We start from the raw sequence: 20,496 nt of genomic DNA, 5'->3' as shown, positions 1-20,496 counted from the left end.
CCTAACATATTAGCGGCAGAAACAGCGTTTTACTTAGCCCTGTTAGCAGCTTTTTTTACGATTTCAGCACCGGATGCCCGGTTAAGGTGAGCTGGCTGCTATTTTTCACGTTTCGCAGCACCGCTTTTGCCCCGAGCGGGAGCGTGACGGTGCGCTGTTCGTGACCAAAATCGAGACCGCTAATCAACGGTACCGACAGTCTGGCACGCAGAAATGTGCAGACTTCCTCCAGATTGTAGCCAGCGTCGTAATCGTTTGGTGCGCTGCCGCTAAAACTGCCGAGAATAATGGCGTTCTGACGGGCTAAAATGCCCGCGAGGTACAGCTGCAACAGCATGCGCTCGACGCGGAACGGATGCTCATTAATGTCTTCCAGCACCAGAATACCGTTATCAATGGCGGGCATATACGGGGTGCCAATCAGCGAAATGAGCATCGCCAGATTACCGCCCCACAGCGTGCCTTCGGTGGCGCAGTCCGGACCATCACCTTGCCAGTCGATAGTAAATTGCGCATTGCGTAATGCCTGCCAGAAATGGTGTTCGGTAAACGCGTTCATTTCTTCGGCACCAAAATTGGCCGCTAACATCGGGCCGCTGAAGGTAATGACGTTGCCTTGTGCCAGTAGGCCGCACTGGATTGCCGTAAAGTCGCTGTGTCCGCAAATGAGCAGTGGGTCGTGTTGCTGGCGGGCGGTCAGTGCCTGCCAGTCAATAGCATCCAGTAAACGGCTGGCGCCATAGCCGCCGCGCACCGCCAGTACAATGGTATCGGGCGTTTTCAGCTCAACCAATGCATTCACATCCGCTAACCGTTCGGTTTCCGTCCCGGCAAAACGCTGGTAGCGACGTGCAATAACCGCCGAGTTTGTGACCTGATGACCGGCCTCAGTAAGGCGCGAAAGCCCGCGCAATGCCGCTTGCTGGTTGATACAGTAGCCCGAGGGGGCAATTAAGTGAAACCGGGACATGGCATTTCCTTGCTACAACTAAAACCAAATGTATATCATGCCGCGTAGGTATGTCGTTGTCACCTCAGCGACAGGTTCCGGCTATAAGGATAGATGACGTGAAATTGAGATGGTTTGCTTTTTTGGTTGTATTACTTGCGGGCTGTAGTTCAAAACAGGATTACAAAAATCCGCCATGGAATGCTGAAGTTCCGGTTAAACGCGCAATGCAATGGATGCCGATCAGTGAAAAAGCCGGCGCGGCCTGGGGGGTAAGCCCACAATTGATTACGGCCATCATCGCCATTGAATCAGGCGGAAATCCGAATGCGGTCAGTAAATCTAACGCCGTTGGGCTGATGCAGCTCAAAGCCTCTACCTCCGGACGGGATGTCTACCGTCGGATGGGCTGGAGTGGCGAGCCGTCAACCAGTGAGCTGAAAAACCCTGAGCGCAACATCTCAATGGGTGCCGCGTACCTGAATATTCTCGAAACCGGACCATTGGCCGGCATCGAAGACCCACAGGTGATGCAATATGCGCTGGTGGTGTCATATGCCAACGGTGCGGGGGCGTTGCTGCGGACATTCTCCTCCGACAGGAAAAAAGCCATCAACAAAATCAACGATCTCAGTCCGGATGAGTTTATTGAGCATGTGGCTGATAATCATCCGGCGCCGCAGGCTCCGCGTTATATCTGGAAGCTTCAGCAAGCGCTGGATGTGATGTAGTTCGCGTGAGGTTACTCGCGTACCTTGTTGGATTTTTCCCGGGCCTCACGTTCGAGTGAAAAAATAATCCGCTGTAAGTTCCGCTCCACCGCCGGGCTGACGTTGAGAAAACGGAAGCTCAGGCGGGGAGTAGTGATGGTTTCATTTTTCCCGTCGATAACTTTGCGCTCGCTGATGGAAATAAGCTGGGCGTCAACGTGGTACACTCCCCATTGTTCCATGTTGATTTCAACCTGCGAAAAGCGCATGCCCTCCACCAGTCCTTCTGGTTTTGCCTCTTCTAACAGCGCGCCCATCCCGCCGAGCGATAAATCGAACAACCGAAAACGTAAAATGCTGTTGTCCGGCATTTTTGCCGTGCAGTGATAGGGCGGATGCAATGGGGCACCAATACGGAAATATTCCCGGCGCTGGACAAACCACAGCGCGGGCGGCAGCGACGAGATAAATGCCGGCAACCGTTGAAATTCCCCTTTTTTGAGCTGAGGCAGGGTGAACTCGACCTTGGCGCCCTGCGTTTCAGCGATGACAGAGACGTGGTTTGCCCGCTGAACGGCCTGGTTTTCATATTCCTGGCTGCCAAAATCCATAACTAATTCATCCGGGCTCACCGCGAGAATTTTGCTGATGAATTGCCCTCCTGACCAGGAGATTCGCAGGGGGATCTGCTGTGAATTTAAGTCGCGGAGAACGCCTAACACCGCCAATGGATTTTGCTTCAGGAACTGCTCATGGTAGTTGCTCACACCTAATGACTCCTGGATGCCTGGTTTGTCGTTGGATTATCGGCATCGCGCGACAGAACTTAATACAAATGGATGAAATTTTTTATTAAGTCCGCTGAACGCAAGCTGTAGAAAAACGCCGGGCGACGGCTTGCCTATACTTAACGTACTGGCGCAGGAATGGCTTGCGCGTGCGTTCATTGGAAAGAGGGCCTGAAAATGGGAATTATTGCCTGGATTATTTTTGGTCTGATTGCGGGTGTTATCGCTAAACTGCTCATGCCGGGGCGCGATGGCGGAGGATTTATTCTGACCTGTATTCTCGGCATTGTCGGGGCTGTGGTTGGCGGATGGCTGGCAACCATGTTTGGTATCGGGGGAGATATCAGCGGGTTTAATCTGCACAGTTTCCTGGTGGCCGTCGTCGGTGCCATTCTCGTGCTGGGGATTTTCCGGTTGGTACGGCGAGATTAATTCAGCGGCCCCTGCGGGGGCCGCCTCTCATGGCTAATCTGGTGTGATTTATTGCACGGTCTGCGTTGTTTTTTCAGTTACTGGCCGTGTCGACGGGACGCTATCACAGGGTTTTTCTTTGGCGCAAATCAGGTCGAGCATTTTTAAGGTGACGCCGTTGGTCCAGCCAAAGCCGTCCTGTAACGGGTACTCGCCACCGCCACCGCCGGTTCCTGTGCTGCTGACGTCGTATTTTTCAACCAGCTTTTTCTCCCGGTCATAGGTATGCTGCACGTTGGTCAGGAAGCGCCAGGTGACCTCCATGGCGACCTTATCCTGGCCGTAGTTTTGTAACCCGGACGCTGCAACCCACTGGAGTGGTGCCCAGCCGTTCGGGGCATCCCACTGTTGACCGCTTTTCACCGACGTTGTGGCCAGACCGCCGGGTTGCAGCAGATGCGCCTGGGTCGCCGCAGCCACCTTGCTGGCGCGATCGTTGGCCGCCGCATTGACATACAACGGGAACAGGGCGGCGGCGGTCAGTTGATTGCGTACTTTCTGACTTTTTAAATCGTAGTCGGCATACCAGCCCTCTTTATCGTTCCACAGGTAGCTTTCAATCCCTTTTTGTCGCGCATTAGCGAAGCCTTCGTACTGTGTAGCTTTGGCTTCATCCCCTGCGGCTTTGCTGGCAAGCGCAATCATTTTTTCCATCTTGAACAGCAGCGCATTGAGATCGACAGGGACGATGCTGGTGGTGCGCAGGGTGCTTAACTGGTTCGGGTTGTCCATCCAACGTGAGCTAAAATCCCAGCCCGAGGCGGCGGCCGAACGCAGGTCGCGGTAAATGTCGGTGGCCGGACGGTTCGGATTGCTTTTGGCGGTGGCGATATCTTCAACCCAGGACTCGGGTCTTGGCGTATCACGGTCATCCCAGTAGCGGTTTAACACCGTGCCGTCAGCCAGTTTGACTACCCGTTTGTTCTGCTGACCTGGCTTAAGCGTTTCGACGCCCTCCATCCAGTAGCTGTACTCTTTCTGCATCTGCGGCAGGTATTTTTTCAGCGCATCATTACCGTCGTGCTGCGCCAGCAGTTCAACCATAAAGGCGAAGAACGGCGGCTGGGAGCGGCTCAGATAATAGCTGCGGTTACCGTTAGGAATGTGTCCCCAGGCATCAATCTCGTAAGCGAAGTTCGCCACCATGTCAGAGACCTTGTCCCAGTGGTTGCTCTCGGCAAGCCCCAGCATAGTGAAATAGCTGTCCCAGTAATAAATTTCGCGAAAACGTCCGCCGGGCACCACATACGGCTCCGGCAGCGGCAGCAATGAGTCCCATTTTTCCACGTCAGTCGTCGAGCGCGTTAGCACTGGCCACAGCCCGTCGATATGCTCACGCAGCGACTGCCCGGCGGGCGGTACGTATTTCTCACCCTCTTTGGGCAGCGTAAAATTCACACCGACGAAATGACGAAGATCGAAGCCGGACTGGTTTTTTTGCATCCGATAATCAGCAAGGATCATCAGCGGATCGCTATTGGGCACTGCATCGGCAAAGGTTTTCTGATCCGGGAACAGTTTGGCGGTTTGCACATCATTAAACAGAGGGCCGAGCAGGATATCAGGGGGCTGCGGCGTTGCGGCGGGCTGTTCCTCGGCGTGGGCGCCGAATGAAGCAAGGGCCAAAAGGGTACTTGCGAGCGTGAGTTTTACTGTAACAGAGAGCAGGCCAGGATGGCGAATTGCTGGCGTTATCATCGGGTAATCTCCTTAGCGGCGTGCCGAAGTTGCGGCATTTACCATGAGAAAACCTTAGTCCAGGATCGACCGTTACGCGTTATAGGGACCCTATTTTGCGAACAAACAGAGGTTTCTGCACGTGATGTGAAAGCTGCACGCCCTTTGTGATAACAGGACGTGCAGCGGCGTTTAGCCCACGCGGATGACCTGATGTGCCGCGCAGTCAAGGGTCAGGGTGTCCCCCATTTTGATGGCGTCGAGCGCCTCACCCTGCTGGCATACCCAGCCGATCCCCATCTCGCGGGCAATGATTGCCGAATGGGACGCCTCGCTGCCCGCGCGCAAACAGATACCTTTGATGGTCAGCGGATCCAACTGCAGTACGGTGGACGGGTAAATGACGTCTGCCACCAGGATTGTCGGGCGAATAAAGGTCGGGATTTGAGCGGGTATTCCGGTCAAATGCCGCAGTGAGCGGTACAGTAAATCGTCAATATCGATATACCGCGCCTGCAAATAGGGGTCGTCGAGCTGGAGATACTGCTGACTCAGGTCGCTCAATACCGTATGCCAGGCATGTTCGGCGCGACACTGTTTTTCGCGCATGATAGCGCAGGCCATGTCATATAACTCGGTATCGTCCAGCAGCGTGTGGTGGCCGGAGAAAATCGCGGCGATATCGGCGGAGTATTTCTCTTCGGCAAGCGCTGTTAAACAGTTCAGATCCTCCAGCGTATTGCGGATTGCCGCCTGTAACCGCTGCTGTTCGTACGGTAAATCGGTGGCAGGCTGCGGGGCTACCTCTGCGGCGACCGGCGTATAGCAAAAGGCCATCCCCGTTGCTTGTATCGGTGCTGAGTTGGTGATGCCGCCGGTATGTGGCTGTTCAACGGACTCACCAAAGTTCTGCGCAGCCAGTTGTTTGAATGCCGCCAGCGCGTCGTCGGCCTGTTCACCTTTGGCAATTAAGCGCAGCGTGTCATTACAACGCACCTGCAGCAGCGCGATTTGGTTCAGGCTGTCCGGGACCACGCACTTACCGTTTTTCTCAAGCAGCATGTCGGCGCGAAAGCCAGACAGCGTGGAGACCAGCCGTGACGCCGGGCGAACGTGGATGCCGTTGGGGTTTTTGACCACCACGGCAACAGAGCGGGCCTCGTCATCAGCAGAGAGGTCTTCCGGCGAGGTCACGACCGGGGACGACGGTGGTAAACCCAGTTGCGCATATTTGGCATCGAGGGCGCTCATGGCATCGCGAATGACGCGGTCGATATCGGCACCTGCTGCGGCGCTGACCGTTGCGGCCAGGGTGCCTTCTACCAGCGGGGCTGCGCACAAGCGTACCTTCGCGGCGATCGTCGGATCGAGCAGTTCCAGGGCGGTTTCCGCACTTAATAACGCGCTGCCGATATCCATCATCACCAGCACGTGATCCGTGTCCGCGACGGACTCAATGGCTTCCATCACTTTAATTGGATCGGTGCCGATAGGATTATCGGGATCGTCAATGCCCGCGGCGATCGCGAGTTTGCACCCTTCGCCCATTAACATCTGTCGGGCTAACTCGCCGACGCCTGCGCCCAACTGTGCGCTATGAGACACAATAACCAGGTTTACCATCGCTTTATCCTTACTCTCTGGCGGCCTGAGCCAGCATTTGCATCATAAACATCACCGACGTTGCGCCGGGATCCTGATGCCCGATACTGCGCTCACCCAGATAGCTGGCACGACCTTTACGTGCCTGCATGGTGATGGTGCTTTGTGCAGCCGCTTCTGCTTGTTGACTCGCCGTGTCCAGCGCCGCCTGTACACTCAGTTTTTGTTCGCAGGACTGACGTAGCGACTCGACCACCGGCACCCAGACATCACACATGGTTTTGTCACCAGGCTCGGCTTTACCTCGGCTAATCACGCCTTCTGCGCCATCGCGCATCATTTGATACAGCTCGTCCAGCGTCAGGCTCTGATGGGCCTGAGTCACCTGTGCGGCGCGGATGAAGAAGGTACCGAACAGTGGACCGCTGGCCCCGCCGACGCTGGAAAGCAGCACCATGCCGGTGTTTTTCAAAATGAAACCGATGTCTTTATCCGCAATGGACGGCAGTTTTTCGACCACTTTACTGAAGCCACGGTGCATGTTCAGGCCGTGGTCGGCGTCGCCAATTTCCCGGTCCAGACCGGTCAGAAAATCACTTTCTGTGATAAATATTTCACCGCAGCGATAAAGCCAGTTAACGATTTGTGTTCTGTTGAGGGACATTATGAATCTCCTTATTTACCCCAGTTGAGAGCAGGGGTGTGTACCGGTGCATCCCACAGGTTCAGCGTTTCGTCATCGACCTTTAACAGGGTGATGGAGAAGCCGGTCATATCCAGAGAGGTACAGTAAGAGCCAATCAGATTGCGTTCGATGATGATACCCGCATCCTGACAGCGGCTTTCAAGACGGTTATAGACGCCGAACAGCTCGGATAGCGGCGTTGCGCCAAGGTTATTGACCAGCGCAATGACGCGGTCGCCCTGTTGCAGCGCTTGTTTGGTTTCTTTACCTTCCTGCCAGGCACCCTGGATGTTGTCCCAGTGGCGCAGCGTACGGCTGTAGTGACCGTTTTCCAGCAGGGTGTCGAACATTTCATCCACGGTCTGGTCGAGGGAAGAGAAGGCGCGTCGGTCGATCCCCGGCTCCCCATGAATGCCGACGCCAAACTCCATTTCGTTATCCTGCAGCGTAAACGAAGGTTGCCCTGCGGCCGGGACAGTACAGGCGCCGATAGCAATGCCGATAGAGTGACCGAGGTTATTCAGTTTGCGACCCAATGCGGCACACGCTTCCAGCGAGTCTCCGCGCTCGGCAGCCGCGCCGACCAGTTTTTCAATCAGCACGGTATTCGCAACACCGCGACGTCCGGCGGTATACAGGCTATCTTTTACCGCTACGTCGTCGTCAACAACCATGGTCGTGACCTTGACGCCGCTTTCGTGCAACAGCTCGGTAGCGGTTTCAAAATTCAGAATGTCACCGGTGTAATTTTTGATGATTAGCAGCACGCCTTCGCCACCGTCAATTTGCATGGCGCATTCGAACATTTTGTCCGGGGTTGGCGAGGTGAAAATCTCCCCCGGACAGGCACCGGAAAGCATGCCCTGACCAATATAGCCGCAGTGCATTGGTTCATGCCCGCTGCCGCCACCTGAAAGTAGCGCCACTTTACCCATCACCGGCGCGTCAGCACGAGTGACGTATACCGGGTCCTGATGCAGCGCCAGAGAAGGGTAGGCTTTTGCCAGCCCGGCGAGTTGTTCATTCAGTACGTCTTCAACACGGTTGATCAATTTTTTCATTTTTATGCTCCGTAGACAGTCCTGAGATGGCTGCAAAAAACGGCAGACATCTGGTGTAGGGTATCGGTGATGTACAGCGCCACGGCGACCTCTCGCTGCCGATAAGGTAATTTTGCATATGGGTTGTCAAAAGAAAATTGCCGTAATGAGCGTTTCAATACGGAACATCTTCGCTGATAAATGTTCCGTATTGAAACGTAGTGGTGCATAAAACAGCGGAAATGAGAGATGCGGCAGGTTTAGCGCAAAACGCCTCAGCGTGGGGAGGTGAAGTAAAAACCACCTGCATTGCAGGTGGTTTTGTTCGCAAGAGCGGAGTCCGGTCTTAGCCCGGATAGATACCACGATCTTTACGCGCCAGCAGAATACGCTCACAGGCGACAATGTAGGCGGCAGTACGCAGAGAGCAGGATTTCTCCGCGGCTTTTTCCCACACGTGGACCATTGCGTCGGTCATGATCTTATCCATGCGCGCGTTGATCTCTTCTTCGCTCCAGAAGAAGCTTGCCATGTCCTGCACCCATTCAAAGTAGCTGACGGTAACGCCACCGGCGTTACAGACCACGTCAGGTACCACAACGATACCGCGGCTGGCCAGTACGTCATCGGCATCCGGGTAGGTTGGGCCGTTTGCGCCTTCGAGCACCAGCTTACAGGTCAGCGTTTCCGCGCGATGACGGGTGATCTGGCCTTCAAGCGCAGCCGGGATCAGAATATCCATCTCCACGCTCCAGAACGCTTCGCTGGCGATGGTTTCAGCACCCGGGAAACCGGCAATTTGTTTGTGCTCTAACTGCCATGCAGTCAGCGCAGTCATGTCGATCCCGGTGGTATTAAACAGGGTGGCGGTATGATCCTGAATAGCGACCACGCGTGCACCCGCACCGGCGAACAGGCGAGCTGCTTCACTCCCCACGTTACCAAAACCTTGCACCGCCACGCGAGCGCCTTCAACGGCGATGTTGGCACGGCGCGCTACTTCCAGACCGCTGACGAATACGCCGCGACCGGTGGCTTTATCACGACCCAGAGAGCCGCCAAGATGGATTGGTTTACCGGTGACCACGCTGGTCACGGTAGTGCCGTGGTTCATGGAGTAAGTATCCATCATCCACGCCATGACTTTCCCGTTGGTACCGACATCCGGGGCAGGAATATCTTTCTGCGGTCCGATGATAATGCCGATTTCACTGGTATAGCGGCGGGTCAAACGCTCCAGTTCGCCCTCAGACAACGAGAAAGGATCGACGCGAACACCACCTTTCGCACCGCCATATGGCAGGTTAAGCGCGGCGCATTTGATGGTCATCCACGCAGAAAGAGCCATCACTTCGTTAAGATCAACATCAGGATGATAACGCACGCCGCCTTTACCTGGGCCTCGGGAGAGGTTGTGCTGCACGCGGTATCCTTCGAAATGGCGGATGGTACCGTCATCCATTTGCACCGGGATATCGACAATCAATGCGCGTTTTGGGTGACGCAGGGTATCCACCCAGTGGGAAAGTTCACCCAAGTACGGGGCCACACGCTCGATTTGTTGCAGGTAGGTATTCCAGGCAGATGTGCTGCTATCTGAAGCGTAAGATAACTTATCCATGATAAACCTTAGTTATAAAAGTAATATGTGCTTAATTTCGCCGTGGTATACAGTGGATCTCACCATATAAACGTAAATTTAACATTTTTTTCAAACAACGGCCTGCCTTCAGGGCACGGATTGTCATGTCTGTGGGTTAGGTTTTTAGTTGGAATGTGAATAATTATCCGGGATTCACAGGGTTTTTGGCGGTTTTTTTGATAATAAACCAGTTGCAGTGCATAAGATGTGCGGCTTGCTATTTGTCAGATTTATGACGCACCTCTAAAAGTAAAGAATATGATAATAAATTGTATTTTCCTTATTGCATTTCTGCTCTCAGTAGGTCACCGAGATGGTCACCGTATCGGCATAGTTATCAGGGGTAAAATTGCTGCTCGGAACGGTGGCATACACCGGATAATCGGTGGTTAACCCCGTACCTGTGCCTGCTACTGCATTAAGCGACGTATTTCCCCAGATAGTCCCCGTCGGGCCAGGTGTTGAACTTAGCTGATACGGCACTTTATCCTGATTGGCCCCGGTTCCTTTCAATACACCATAACCTGATGTATTCCCATTGGAAGGCTGCAATCCAATGGTATAGGGAGTGTTATTGGTGCAGGCGACCCCGAGTGCACTGCTTGCCGTGACGTTGCGGTCAGTGGCTTTAGACGGGTTAAAGGTAATGTTATTGGCGTAGCCGATCGCGCACTGTTTTGTGACGTTGGCCGAGACGGTGAAGGGTAGCCTGGCGGCGACGGTATCACCACAGGTCGTGGGTGGCAAAACCAGACCGGGATTGAGCGTCACCAGAGCTGTTGCCGTCGTATAGCTATCCTGATAGTTTCCCGGCACGGCGGTCGTTTGCGGGGTGTTGAGCTTCGCGTACACCGTCAGCGTACCGGTCACCGGTGTCAGGTTAAGTAAGTTGAGCTTTACCATCGGGAAGGTGGCGCCCGACTGATACTGACTTCCCCATATTTTGCTATGTCCCGCGTCCTGGTACAGCTGATAGGTCAGCGTTCTGGCTGGCGTACCACTCAATGACATATTCCTCGTGGTGACCTGGCCGCTGACGCCGGAGATGCCAATATTAAAGCACAGATTAATCCCCGCCAGCACGTCGCCCAGCTCTTTAGCACAGCTGTAGTTAAAGGTCATCGCGGATGTTACAGCTGACGTTGGCAGTGGATTGACGGCGCCAAAATTAACCGGCTGCACGTTGCTTACTGAACAGGTGACCGCGTAAACGAATCCTGGGTTTACGAGTAATCCGCTAATCAGGGGCAGATTTCTTAGCCACATAAAATTACTCCTGTTATCGGCATACCAGTGGGCCAATTTGCACGATGCCTCGCGCTGAGGCCGGGTAGTCAAATTTGACGCTGCAGGTACCGGTTTCTGTCTTAATACGCAGAGCGTTGTGTTGTTCCAACGTGTCGAACCAGGTCATCCCGTCAAACCCAACAAGTGATGACTGGCCCGCGCCAGTGGTGGCAATGGCCATGCTGCCTTCGGGGATAGCCTGCCCCTGTTCATCGACGAGGATCACCTGCGCGGCGCGTATTGGCGTAATGCCAAAACTGACCAGCGTGCCGGAACGGTCTGCAGGGGTGGCATTCGCCTCGACGTGAGTGATGCGCATATTGGCGGGCAGGTCCATCGGGTCAATGCTGATCTGGTTTTTTTGATAGCTGTTCAGGGAGGTAACCAGCAGCAGGCCATTGTCATCACTGCTGCCGATCACGTTGTTTTGTAGCTTGATGGGAACGTCGGGAATGCCGTCGGTCGACACCACGGCAAAGCCATTGCTAATTTCACGCGCGGCAAACAGGCCGCCGCCCATCATCACCACGGACCCGGTCGCACCGGCATAGCCATAGTGGTTATCCGGCAATTGGCTGAAGCCGGTGTACGCTTTCCCGTAACGACCTAAATAACCTACTTCCCCCTGGCCGCTTTGTTGAGATGCTTGCTGGCTGGCGGCGACGTTCCAGCCCCAGCCCCCGTCAGCTGGCGGCGTCTGGCTGGCATTCAACTGGTAGCCGGTTTCGTCATTCGTACGCTGGATGGTGCTGCTGACGCTCAGATTACGAGGAGTGGTGACGGTCACCATCAGGTAGACGCTGCGGTCGCGGTTGTCATCAACGTTCTGGTTGAACCCTGCGTTAAGGGACACGGTATCAGTGAGGGACTTGTACCAACTGGCGTTGGCATAGCGCACGGCGCTTTCATGCGGGTAGCGAAATTGCAGGTAGCTCAGGCTGATATTTCCGGCGGACGCCAGCGAATAGCCCACCACCGTGTTGCTGCTCAGCGTCGGTGGTGGTTCGCCATAATGGGTCGCCACATCACGATAATCGCCGGAGGTGGCGGTAGTACTGGTGCTGAAATTGAATTTCTCTCCGGACCAGCGGTATCCCATGCTGTATAAAAAACCGTTTTTCCCGGCGTCCGCACTTGCCGCCAATGCCGTAGAGAATGTGCCGCTGTGGATATCTGGGATCCAGTCGTTGCTGAAACCGGCATTAATCAGCCCGTCGCTGGTTTCGGCGTGCGCACCTGCGGTGAAGTTACTGCTGAATCCCCGACGCCATGTCCCGCTGATCGCCGGGGCGCTGGCATACTCAAATGAGGCGTACCCGTAGTTTTCGCGCACCACCCCAATCTCGGCTGACCACGAGGTCAGACCTTCGCGCAGCAGCTGTTGATCGTTGTAAAAAGAGAAATTTTGCACCGTCGTTCTGCCCAGCGCATCTGTCATCATCACTTGACCCGTCCCCGCACCGCTGATATTTGGCAAGGTGTTGATCTGAAAACTGCCCGCCGGGACTTCACCGTTGTAGTACCTGACCCCGTCGACATACAACTCTACGTTGGACGGCACCGTTGCGGAGCCGAGATACGCGGGAAGCGGGGTGGTTGGCATATACGGCTGCAAACCAAAATCGGTCCCAATTTGAATCCCGCCGATGCGGGTTGGGCGGGAGCCGGTGAGCGAACTGGTCAGCGTATCCCCCACGGTCAGTGCCAGCATCGTTTCCGGGAATGATGAGCGCCAGCTGGTATCCAGTCGGTAAAAGGCGTTATCGGCATCGGTTTCAGTGGAGTACTGGGTGAGTTGAGTGGTACTTAACACCCCTGAACCATTAAAAGCGCGCAGTTCGCTAAACGTATTAATGCTGCTGGCGTCACCCTGCTCTGCGTAAATATCATAATTGAGCAATGCGCCGCCCGCGGTGGAGGCCATCGGGGCAGTTTCTGCGGGTGGGTTAAGCTGGGTGGTGGCAAGGTCGAGTTCACTTAGTGGTACGGTTAGCGCCAGCGTTTGCAGTTGTTTATTGTAGTCAACGTTCAGCTGCGCAATATCATACAGCCCGACAGGCTGAGTAGTTTCCTCTGGTAGACGAAAACCCAGCGTGCGTAGGGTATTGGCACTGGCGTACAGCTTTTCGTTTTCATAGCCAAAATGAACCAATCCAGCGGCATTGCCGTTGACCGTCACGTCGAGATATAAATCGACTCCGGGCAAGGGGGACTCATCACGAATAATGCCCGTGTCCGTTGGGGTGTTTGTCTGTGCGTGCACGCAGGCCATTCCCGAGAGTAAGGCCCCATTAAGTACGCCATATTTCACCACAAGCCAGAGCCAGTCAGAGTTCTTGTACTGTTTTTTGGCCATTGACCGTGACTTCAACTTTTCCGCCGTAATGAGTATCACTGGCTGACGGGGAGACTATCCACCGCATCGTTGAACCTGGAAGAACGTAGCCTAGCAGTCCTGGACTGATCACTTTTTTCGCGCCATTACGTTGTATAAATGTGGCGGCGGATAATTGGGCATGAGCGTTTCCCTGATTACTGACTTCAAGAAAGTGTTTGCCGTCACGCTGTTGCAGTTTCCACTGTAATTTTGCCGCTGTGTCAGCCTGCGTTGTGGGTTGAATAAACACGGGCACGGAATAATGCATCACAAATTTCAGTTTATTTTTTTGTAATTTTGCAGGGGGTAATTCATCAATGGATAAGCGATAGGCCTCTTCAACAGACGCCGATGGCGGCGCGGTTCGAATCACGCGGATGAGCTGTCGTTCACCCGGGGCTAATGCCAGCATGGGTGGACTGATGACCAGTCCCTGAGAGGGTGACAACGTATCGCCGTCTGCTCCCTGACGCCAGTGGAAAACGCGCACCTGCGCATTCAGCACGTTTTCACCTGCGTTGCTTAACCAGATACCGTCGGCATTTTGCGTCGCCTGCAGTGTCAGCGTAACCGGCGCTATTTGCAGCCCGCTTGCCGCCGCGATATTAATGCTCATGGCTATTCCTGACAGACACGCGAAGGCGCACCGCTGCACAGGCAGTTTCAATGTCATGGGTCGTCCTGAGGTTAGTAGTTAACGTTAACCGTTACGAGATCGGCATAGTCATCAGGCGTGAAGTTGGCGCTCGGAGCGGTGGCATACACAGTGAAGCTTTGTCCCAGCCCGGTTCCGGTCGAGGCCACCCCATTTCCCACGCTTTCCGCAGTGGCTGTATTACCCCAAACCGGACCCGTTGCAGACGTTTGGTTCAACTGGTACGGCACTTTATCCGTGTTGGTTGCTGCGTTGGCCACCGAGGACATTGCCCCTCTGCCCGTGGTATTCCCGCCGTTAGCGACCGAAGGTGCCAGACCTATAAAATAAGGTGTCGTCTTGGAGCAATTAATGGAAATGGTATTACTGGCCGATGTATTTGTCGCAGTGGCATTGACCGATCCCAGGGCAATATTTGACCCTGAACCTGCGGTAACGGTACAGGCTTTTTGAATCGTCATTAGCACCTGAAACGTGCCGTTTGCGGTAACAGCATCAGCCGCTGAAATGATGGAAAAGGCGCTGCAACAAAGAATTAAGCGAGTGAGGATAACTGGAGCCATATTCTTTACCTTTTTCAAATAACCACATTTTTTACTTTAAAAATACAATAATGCGGCATATGGAGACATATTCTAACCCTAGGATAAGTATGAGTCGTACGCCAGTTGGTCTAATGAATTTTACTTAGGAAAAAGGTGATGGCGTCGACAAAAAATAGTACCAACAGGTGAGTATTATTCAGTTATTACCGTTTCTAAAATCCGCATTCTGCAATTAATGCATCCTGATACACGCAATGTGAAAACGTGGTTATTCCCCGATGCTTCACGCAAAGTTAAATTAAATGTGACAACTTTCTACCCGCTTGTTGTGTAGACTTTCAGTATCGGGATCGTGGGGGACAATGAAGTGAATCAGGATAAGAAATTACTTATCGTAGAAGACGATGAAAACATCGCTGAGCTGTTACAGCTTCATCTGCGTGAGGAGGGTTTTACGGTGACGCATGCGGTAAATGGCAATATTGGTATGGCGTTACTTAACCAGGGGGGGTGGGATGCGCTAATCCTGGATCTAATGCTGCCTGGCGTTGACGGGCTTGAAATCTGTCGCCATGCCAGAACGATGACGCGTTATACGCCCATCATTATTATCAGCGCTCGTTCAAGTGAAACCCATCGTATTCTCGGTCTTGAACTGGGGGCTGATGATTACCTTGCGAAACCGTTTTCAATGCTTGAACTGGTCGCCCGTGTAAAGGCGCTCTTTCGCCGTCAGGAAGCAATGAGTAAGAATTTACGGCTGGATGCTGGTGTACTGATTTTTGATAACCTCTCTATTGATCCGCTGGCTCGGGATGTTCAACTTAATCATCAGTCGGTGGAGTTGACGCCCAGAGAGTTTGATTTGCTTTATTTTTTTGCCAGACATCCGGATAAAGTCTTTTCCCGTTTGAGTCTGCTAAATCAGGTCTGGGGGTACGAACATGAAGGCTATGAGCATACGGTGAATACACATATCAATCGTTTAAGGATCAAAATTGAGGATAACCCGGCGGAACCTAACTTTATCCGTACCGTCTGGGGAAAGGGCTATAAATTCACCGCACAGCCACGCGAGTAACCATGCGAACTTATACACTTTCACAGCGTTTAACGCTGGTTTTTGCTCTCCTGTTTATTACGTCGTGTGCCCTGTTGGGCTGGCTGCAGGTGCGAACCAGTACTGAATACAGTAAGGCCGTAATTCAGCAGCTTTCTGCGGATCTTGCCGGGCATATCAACCAAAGTTACCCTCTGCTTGAACGCGATGGCCTTAATAAAGAGTCGATGCGTAATTTATTTGATCATCTGATGGCGGTGAATCCCAGTGTAGAAGTTTATTTACTAGACAAAGAGGGCAATATTATTGGTGATGCGGCGCCGGAAGGGCACATCAAACGTCAGCGGGTTGATTTACAGCCAATACACTCGGCATTAAATAATCCTCATTACCCTATTTACGGCGACGATCCGCGTAGCCTTGATGCGAAGAAAGTGTTTAGCGTGTCGCCAATGCGTCAGGATGGGCAGATAAAAGGCTACTTGTATGTAATTTTGCTCGGGGAAAATTACAACGCCTTAAACAGCAATGCGCAATTTGATGCGTTGTTGAAGATAGTCTTACTGTCCATCAGCCTTGTTGCATTGTTGGGGCTGGTGGTGGGGGCACTCGCCTTGCGCTGGATAACTCGTCCCTTGCGCGAATTGTCTGCTCAAGTCCATGTCCTGGAAACCGGTGGGATAGAAGAAATGCAGGCAATGGCGGCGCAGCCCCGGCAAATCAATACCAGTAACGATGAAATTAGCCAACTGCGACAAGGGGTTATCTCGATGGCCCAGCGCATTGCAGAACAGTGGCATCGTCTTGCACAACAAGAGCAGTTACGACGTGAGTTTATCGCCAACATTTCCCATGATTTGCGCACGCCATTAACCTCACTACACGGCTACCTTGAAAGCCTGTCCGTAATGTCAGCCAGCCTGAGCGACGCTGAGAAGCAGCGCTACCTTAATATTGCTCTCGCACAGAGCCAAAAGGTGGGTGCGCTCTCCCAGTCGCTGTTTGAGCTGGCTCGTCTGGAATATGGTGTGGTTAAACCGCAGAAAGAGAAATTCTCGATTAGTGAACTGCTGCAGGATGTTTTCCAGAAATTTGAACTTTCTGCCCAGACTAAACAGCTGGCATTGCTGGCAGATATTCAGCCAGGCCTGCCGCTTATTGATGCAGACCTCGGGATGATCGAACGGGTGCTGACCAACCTGCTGGATAATGCGATTCGCCATACTCCCGACAACGGCACTGTTGCTGTGCGTTTGTGGCGAGAAGCGGATAAAGTGATGGTGCAAATTAGCGACAGCGGTCCTGGGATCCCGCAAGAATTGATGGAGGGATTATTCATCCGTCCTTCGATTGCGAATCCGTCAGGTGTTCGAGTAGGGGGACTGGGGTTGATGATCGTCCGCCAGATGCTACAGCTACATGGTAGCGAAATTGCGCTGGTGGATACGCCGAAAAGCGGGGCTTGTTTTCGCTTTGGCTTAACGACGGGCCCACATATTTGAACCAGTTATCCGTGATACCAGCTTCAATGGCTACGTGCGCAGATGAAGGTGAACGGTGTCGCCAGGTGGCTGCACGGCCGTAAAACCGATAGTAGCTGCGTTATTCATTATCCAGCCAGCTAATGAAAAACTCACTGAAAGCCGTCACCTGCAACGGCTGAAAACGCCGTTGAGGGTAGACAAACTGCAGACCAACGTGTTTCTTGTCATGGCGGCTGAAGCCGATAAAAGTCTCAGCAAATAAAACGCTCAGTCGCCCTTGTTCCACATCTTGCTTCACATCCCACCAGGATTTGCTGGCAATACCCGCTCCGGCCAGTACCCACTGACGAAGCAAGGCGCCGTCATCACATACCATTGCCGGCGTGACCTGCACCACCGCGGTTTCATTTTGCTCTTCAAAACGCCACTCGTTCATCAGCGTGCCGCGCTGCTCCATCACCAGGCAGCGGTGCCCGTGTAATTCATCCGGATACTGAGGCGTTCCGTGAGCTTCAAGGTAGCTTTTTGACGCAACCAGCACTCGATAATTAGGACGGATGAATTTTGTGACCAGATTACTGTCCGGCAAGTTCCCGAAACGCACGCTCATATCCAGACGGTTGACAATCAAATCCACCACGCTCTCACTGAGATAAACGGAGCTTCTGACTTCAGGATGCAAACGGGAGAAATCGAGAAGCGCAGGGGAAAGATACTGTCGGCCAAAGTCCGAGGGGGCTGAAATACGCAGGCTGCCGCTGAGCAGTCCGTCCTTCTGCGTCAGTTTTGATTCTGCCTGTGTCATCTCCTCCTGCACACGAAGTGCGGCGTGGTAAAACTCCTCCCCGGCTCGCGTCAATGCGATAGCCCGGGTTGAACGATTAAACAGCCGGGTTTGATAACGTTCTTCCAGCGCCTTTAATCGTGCAGTCATGGTGGCGGGGGAAAGGTTCATCCGACGCCCTGCAGCGGCCAGACCACCAGCTTCAACCACTTCCACCAGTAACGTCATATCTTCGAATTTACCCATTATTCCGTTTTCCTGAAAAGATAATCAATTATTACTGCCATTATCAAAGCGACTTGCATGACATAAAGTCAAGCCATAGTTAACCGCTCAGGAGAGCAGAACATGCCACAACATTCCCTTTTCGAGACAACATCTATTGGCAAACGTGTACTAAAAAACCGTATTGTCATGGCACCGATGACTCGTGCCCGTACTGTCCAGCCCGGTAATATTCCTGGCGCACTTATGGCTGAGTATTATCAGCAGCGCGCCACCGCCGGTCTTATCATCACCGAAGCAACACAGATTTCTGCCCAAGGGCAGGGTTACTCCTGGACACCAGGCATTCATTCTGCTGAACAGGTGGCGGGATGGCGTCTGGTAACAGATGCGGTCCATCGCGCAGGAGGTACGATTTTCTCCCAGTTGTGGCATGTGGGGCGTATGTCCCATGCAAGTTTTCACCCGGACGGCCAACCTGTAGCTCCTTCTGCGTTATCACCGCACGCACAGGTGTGGGTGGTAAACAATGAGGGTATCGGTGAAATGGTCGACTGCCCGGTTCCACGTGAGCTAACGACAGCTGATATTCAACGGGTAATAGCAGATTACCGGCAGGCGGCCCTCAATGCGGTGGCAGCGGGGTTTGATGGCGTGGAAGTTCACGGTGGCAACGGGTATCTGATTGACCAGTTCCTGCGCCGTTCTTCAAACCAACGAACCGATGAATACGGCGGTAGTCTGGACAACCGTGTGCGTTTCGCCCAGCAGATACTGGAAGCGATCAGCGAGGCCATTGGTGCAGAGCGTACCGGTATCCGTCTGGCCCCGTACATCACCCAGCGTGGCATGGATGACCCGCAGGTTATTGACGCTATTCTGGCTCTGGCGGCCTGGTGTGAATCAAAAGGTATTGCCTTTATTCATCTGGCGGAAGCGGATTGGGATGATGCGCCGCAGGTGCCCTATGCGTTCCGGGAGACCTTACGGGCGACTTTTAGCGGTACGATTATTGTGGCGGGGAATTACACCCGTGAAAAAGCCGACAAACTGTTATCGGCAGGGATCGTAGATCTGGTCGCTTTCGGACGTCCCTTTATCGCTAATCCAGATTTCCCACGTCGCCTGAAAGAAAACCTGCCACTTTCAGAAATGGGTAACCCAGCGACGCTGTTTGGCGGTAGCGAAGTGGGTTATACCGATTACCCATTTCTGAATTAACTATGGCGATGTATTAACGGCCATCACGGCGGGCATCAATAACAGGGTAAATGAAAAGTCCACGCAATTGCGTGGATATATTAATTCTATAATGCCATGGGCAAAAAGATATATTTTGTGCGCGATAATGACAGGGTAAATTTAAAACAATGCATCTGGCTGGATATGCTTTAATATACAAAGTTGTAAGATTAAGAAATCTGCCACAACGACAGATTTCTTTAATATATAATTAGAGATTTGCAACGTTATGATATACTTTTTGAACATCATCATCATCTTCAAGGGCATCAACAAGTCCTTCAAAGATTTCTAAATCTTCTGGTGAGAGTTCAATTTCTGCTTGAGCAATCATTTCTAATTCTGTTGTTGAGAATTCAGTAATTCCAGCTGCTTTTAGAGCTGCAATTCCTTTGTGAAGATCTGTAGGTTCAGTATAAATGACGATGTTTCCTTCTTCTTCGGTTACATCACGAACATCAACTTCAGCATCAAGCAAAATTTCAAAAATACGGTCTGGATCTGTTCCTGCAAATACAATGACGCCAGTATTGTCAAACATATAGCTGACAGAGCCTGCCGCTCCGATACTCCCGCCTTTTTTATTGAAAATTGTGCGGACATTAGCAATCGTACGGTTAACATTTGACGTCAAGGTTTCAGCGATAATCATTGAGCCATTGGGTCCAAAGCCTTCATAACGACCTTGCACGAATGTTTCATCGCCGCCGCCTTTGGCTTTATCAATTGCTTTATCAATAACGTGTTTCGGGACTTGTGCTTGCTTCGCACGTTCAATAACGAATTTTAAAGATGAGTTTGATTCTGGGTCTGGTTCACCTTGCTTAGCAGCAGCATAGATTTCTACACCGAATTTTGCATATATATTAGACGTTGCACCGTCTTTAGCCGTTTTTTTAGCAACAATATTGGCCCATTTACGTCCCACTGGAATGCTCTCCTCAAAGATTTATTTACATTAAATGCAGGTTGTTAACCTGAATTTTTTCCGTGAGATTATATCATGATATGTAAATACTCGTCTATGAGAAATAAAAAACGACAATCTTACGTGTGTTACTTATAATTTTATAAATGGTTAGTGTTTTTGGTGGTCATTTTAAAATTTACATCTGGTGCTTTATTTTTATTGTTAACAATTGAGCTGAGATAATAATATATAAGTCAGGAGAAATAATTGTGATAATCCAGATAATAAACACTATTAAATTACGCAGAGTGGACAAAAATATCTGGAAAACTGGACTGACTCCGCGGCAATAGGTATTTCCTA

At 52.4% G+C, this 20,496-nt stretch carries 18 protein-coding genes; 5 read left to right on the top strand and 13 right to left on the bottom strand.

What is annotated here, in order from left to right; translation table 11 throughout:
• Positions 1-55: 55 nt before the first annotated feature.
• A complete protein-coding gene (ldcA, locus tag FDX22_RS07035) occupies positions 56-970 on the bottom strand; it encodes a muramoyltetrapeptide carboxypeptidase (protein ID WP_146716923.1) in 915 nt (304 codons plus the stop codon).
• A gap of 98 nt (positions 971-1,068) precedes the next feature.
• Between ldcA and emtA the strand changes: the two genes are divergently transcribed.
• Positions 1,069-1,680 (top strand): membrane-bound lytic murein transglycosylase EmtA, encoded by a 612-nt coding sequence (gene emtA, locus FDX22_RS07030; RefSeq protein ID WP_096756738.1) that lies wholly within the window; start codon positions 1,069-1,071, stop codon positions 1,678-1,680.
• Positions 1,681-1,691: 11 nt separating this feature from the next.
• Here the strand turns inward: emtA and FDX22_RS07025 are convergent, their stop codons facing one another.
• On the bottom strand, positions 1,692-2,426 hold the full coding sequence (locus FDX22_RS07025; protein WP_115258258.1) for a flagellar brake protein: 735 nt from the start codon (positions 2,424-2,426) through the stop codon (positions 1,692-1,694).
• Between the two features lie 198 nt (positions 2,427-2,624).
• On the opposite strand from FDX22_RS07025, the gene FDX22_RS07020 reads away from it, so the two are divergent.
• Positions 2,625-2,879 carry a GlsB/YeaQ/YmgE family stress response membrane protein gene (locus FDX22_RS07020; RefSeq protein ID WP_115259931.1) on the top strand — a complete coding sequence of 85 codons (255 nt, stop codon included), beginning with the start codon at positions 2,625-2,627 and terminating at the stop codon, positions 2,877-2,879.
• Positions 2,880-2,927: 48 nt separating this feature from the next.
• On the opposite strand, the gene FDX22_RS07015 is transcribed toward FDX22_RS07020, so the two are convergent.
• The 9 genes from FDX22_RS07015 to FDX22_RS06975 all read right to left on the bottom strand — a co-directional run bounded on the left by FDX22_RS07015 (position 2,928) and on the right by FDX22_RS06975 (position 14,446).
• Entirely contained in the window at positions 2,928-4,616 is a 1,689-nt protein-coding gene (locus FDX22_RS07015) for an alpha,alpha-trehalase (protein ID WP_146716922.1), read from the bottom strand.
• Between the two features lie 171 nt (positions 4,617-4,787).
• Positions 4,788-6,218 carry a dihydroxyacetone kinase phosphoryl donor subunit DhaM gene (dhaM, locus tag FDX22_RS07010; protein WP_146716921.1) on the bottom strand — a complete coding sequence of 477 codons (1,431 nt, stop codon included), beginning with the start codon at positions 6,216-6,218 and terminating at the stop codon, positions 4,788-4,790.
• 10 nt (positions 6,219-6,228) lie between these two features.
• Positions 6,229-6,861: a dihydroxyacetone kinase subunit DhaL gene (gene dhaL, locus FDX22_RS07005; protein ID WP_146716920.1), complete on the bottom strand. Its 633-nt coding sequence runs from the start codon at positions 6,859-6,861 to the stop codon at positions 6,229-6,231.
• 11 nt (positions 6,862-6,872) lie between these two features.
• Complete coding sequence (dhaK, locus tag FDX22_RS07000; RefSeq protein WP_135911887.1) at positions 6,873-7,943, bottom strand: dihydroxyacetone kinase subunit DhaK; 1,071 nt, start codon at positions 7,941-7,943, stop codon at positions 6,873-6,875.
• 325 nt (positions 7,944-8,268) lie between these two features.
• Positions 8,269-9,543 carry a Glu/Leu/Phe/Val dehydrogenase gene (locus tag FDX22_RS06995; RefSeq protein WP_096756744.1) on the bottom strand — a complete coding sequence of 425 codons (1,275 nt, stop codon included), beginning with the start codon at positions 9,541-9,543 and terminating at the stop codon, positions 8,269-8,271.
• A 318-nt stretch (positions 9,544-9,861) separates the two neighbouring features.
• Positions 9,862-10,830, bottom strand: a complete 969-nt coding sequence (locus FDX22_RS06990; RefSeq protein ID WP_146716919.1) for a spore coat protein U domain-containing protein — start codon at positions 10,828-10,830, stop codon at positions 9,862-9,864.
• A 13-nt stretch (positions 10,831-10,843) separates the two neighbouring features.
• On the bottom strand, positions 10,844-13,207 hold the full coding sequence (locus tag FDX22_RS06985) for a fimbria/pilus outer membrane usher protein (RefSeq protein ID WP_146716918.1): 2,364 nt from the start codon (positions 13,205-13,207) through the stop codon (positions 10,844-10,846).
• On the bottom strand, positions 13,179-13,901 hold the full coding sequence (locus FDX22_RS06980) for a molecular chaperone (RefSeq protein WP_146716917.1): 723 nt from the start codon (positions 13,899-13,901) through the stop codon (positions 13,179-13,181). Before FDX22_RS06980 ends, FDX22_RS06985 begins: the two co-directional genes overlap by 29 nt.
• A gap of 14 nt (positions 13,902-13,915) precedes the next feature.
• A complete protein-coding gene (locus FDX22_RS06975) occupies positions 13,916-14,446 on the bottom strand; it encodes a spore coat protein U domain-containing protein (protein ID WP_137399972.1) in 531 nt (176 codons plus the stop codon).
• Between the two features lie 349 nt (positions 14,447-14,795).
• Between FDX22_RS06975 and FDX22_RS06970 the strand changes: the two genes are divergently transcribed.
• Positions 14,796-15,509: a response regulator transcription factor gene (locus tag FDX22_RS06970; protein WP_137361832.1), complete on the top strand. Its 714-nt coding sequence runs from the start codon at positions 14,796-14,798 to the stop codon at positions 15,507-15,509.
• A gap of 2 nt (positions 15,510-15,511) precedes the next feature.
• Entirely contained in the window at positions 15,512-16,990 is a 1,479-nt protein-coding gene (locus FDX22_RS06965) for an ATP-binding protein (RefSeq protein WP_146716916.1), read from the top strand.
• Positions 16,991-17,090: 100 nt separating this feature from the next.
• Here FDX22_RS06965 and FDX22_RS06960 read toward each other — a convergent pair whose 3' ends face one another.
• A complete protein-coding gene (locus tag FDX22_RS06960; protein ID WP_146716915.1) occupies positions 17,091-18,002 on the bottom strand; it encodes a LysR family transcriptional regulator in 912 nt (303 codons plus the stop codon).
• A 102-nt stretch (positions 18,003-18,104) separates the two neighbouring features.
• Here FDX22_RS06960 and FDX22_RS06955 point away from each other — a divergent pair, with 102 nt between their 5' ends.
• Positions 18,105-19,202: an alkene reductase gene (locus FDX22_RS06955; RefSeq protein ID WP_146716914.1), complete on the top strand. Its 1,098-nt coding sequence runs from the start codon at positions 18,105-18,107 to the stop codon at positions 19,200-19,202.
• Between the two features lie 232 nt (positions 19,203-19,434).
• Here the strand turns inward: FDX22_RS06955 and FDX22_RS06950 are convergent, their stop codons facing one another.
• On the bottom strand, positions 19,435-20,151 hold the full coding sequence (locus tag FDX22_RS06950; protein WP_096756753.1) for a YebC/PmpR family DNA-binding transcriptional regulator: 717 nt from the start codon (positions 20,149-20,151) through the stop codon (positions 19,435-19,437).
• Positions 20,152-20,496: the final 345 nt, after the last annotated feature.

Origin of the sequence: Citrobacter sp. TBCS-14 (genome assembly GCF_005280805.1) — a bacterium.
In the GTDB taxonomy this organism is placed as follows: domain Bacteria; phylum Pseudomonadota; class Gammaproteobacteria; order Enterobacterales; family Enterobacteriaceae; genus Citrobacter; species Citrobacter gillenii.
This window is presented reverse-complemented; position numbering and strand designations above follow the sequence as displayed.

Bases quoted from the DNA above. Each gene is read 5' to 3' on its own strand.
- ldcA (WP_146716923.1), bottom strand. From the start codon at position 970: ATGTCCCGGTTTCACTTAATTGCCCCCTCGGGCTACTGTATCAACCAG.
- FDX22_RS07020 (WP_115259931.1), top strand. From the start codon at position 2,625: ATGGGAATTATTGCCTGGATTATTTTTGGTCTGATTGCGGGTGTTATC.
- FDX22_RS07015 (WP_146716922.1), bottom strand. From the start codon at position 4,616: ATGATAACGCCAGCAATTCGCCATCCTGGCCTGCTCTCTGTTACAGTA.
- dhaM (WP_146716921.1), bottom strand. From the start codon at position 6,218: ATGGTAAACCTGGTTATTGTGTCTCATAGCGCACAGTTGGGCGCAGGC.
- dhaL (WP_146716920.1), bottom strand. From the start codon at position 6,861: ATGTCCCTCAACAGAACACAAATCGTTAACTGGCTTTATCGCTGCGGT.
- dhaK (WP_135911887.1), bottom strand. From the start codon at position 7,943: ATGAAAAAATTGATCAACCGTGTTGAAGACGTACTGAATGAACAACTC.
- FDX22_RS06995 (WP_096756744.1), bottom strand. From the start codon at position 9,543: ATGGATAAGTTATCTTACGCTTCAGATAGCAGCACATCTGCCTGGAAT.
- FDX22_RS06990 (WP_146716919.1), bottom strand. From the start codon at position 10,830: ATGTGGCTAAGAAATCTGCCCCTGATTAGCGGATTACTCGTAAACCCA.
- FDX22_RS06985 (WP_146716918.1), bottom strand. From the start codon at position 13,207: ATGGCCAAAAAACAGTACAAGAACTCTGACTGGCTCTGGCTTGTGGTG.
- FDX22_RS06980 (WP_146716917.1), bottom strand. From the start codon at position 13,901: ATGACATTGAAACTGCCTGTGCAGCGGTGCGCCTTCGCGTGTCTGTCA.
- FDX22_RS06975 (WP_137399972.1), bottom strand. From the start codon at position 14,446: ATGGCTCCAGTTATCCTCACTCGCTTAATTCTTTGTTGCAGCGCCTTT.
- FDX22_RS06965 (WP_146716916.1), top strand. From the start codon at position 15,512: ATGCGAACTTATACACTTTCACAGCGTTTAACGCTGGTTTTTGCTCTC.
- FDX22_RS06960 (WP_146716915.1), bottom strand. From the start codon at position 18,002: ATGGGTAAATTCGAAGATATGACGTTACTGGTGGAAGTGGTTGAAGCT.
- FDX22_RS06955 (WP_146716914.1), top strand. From the start codon at position 18,105: ATGCCACAACATTCCCTTTTCGAGACAACATCTATTGGCAAACGTGTA.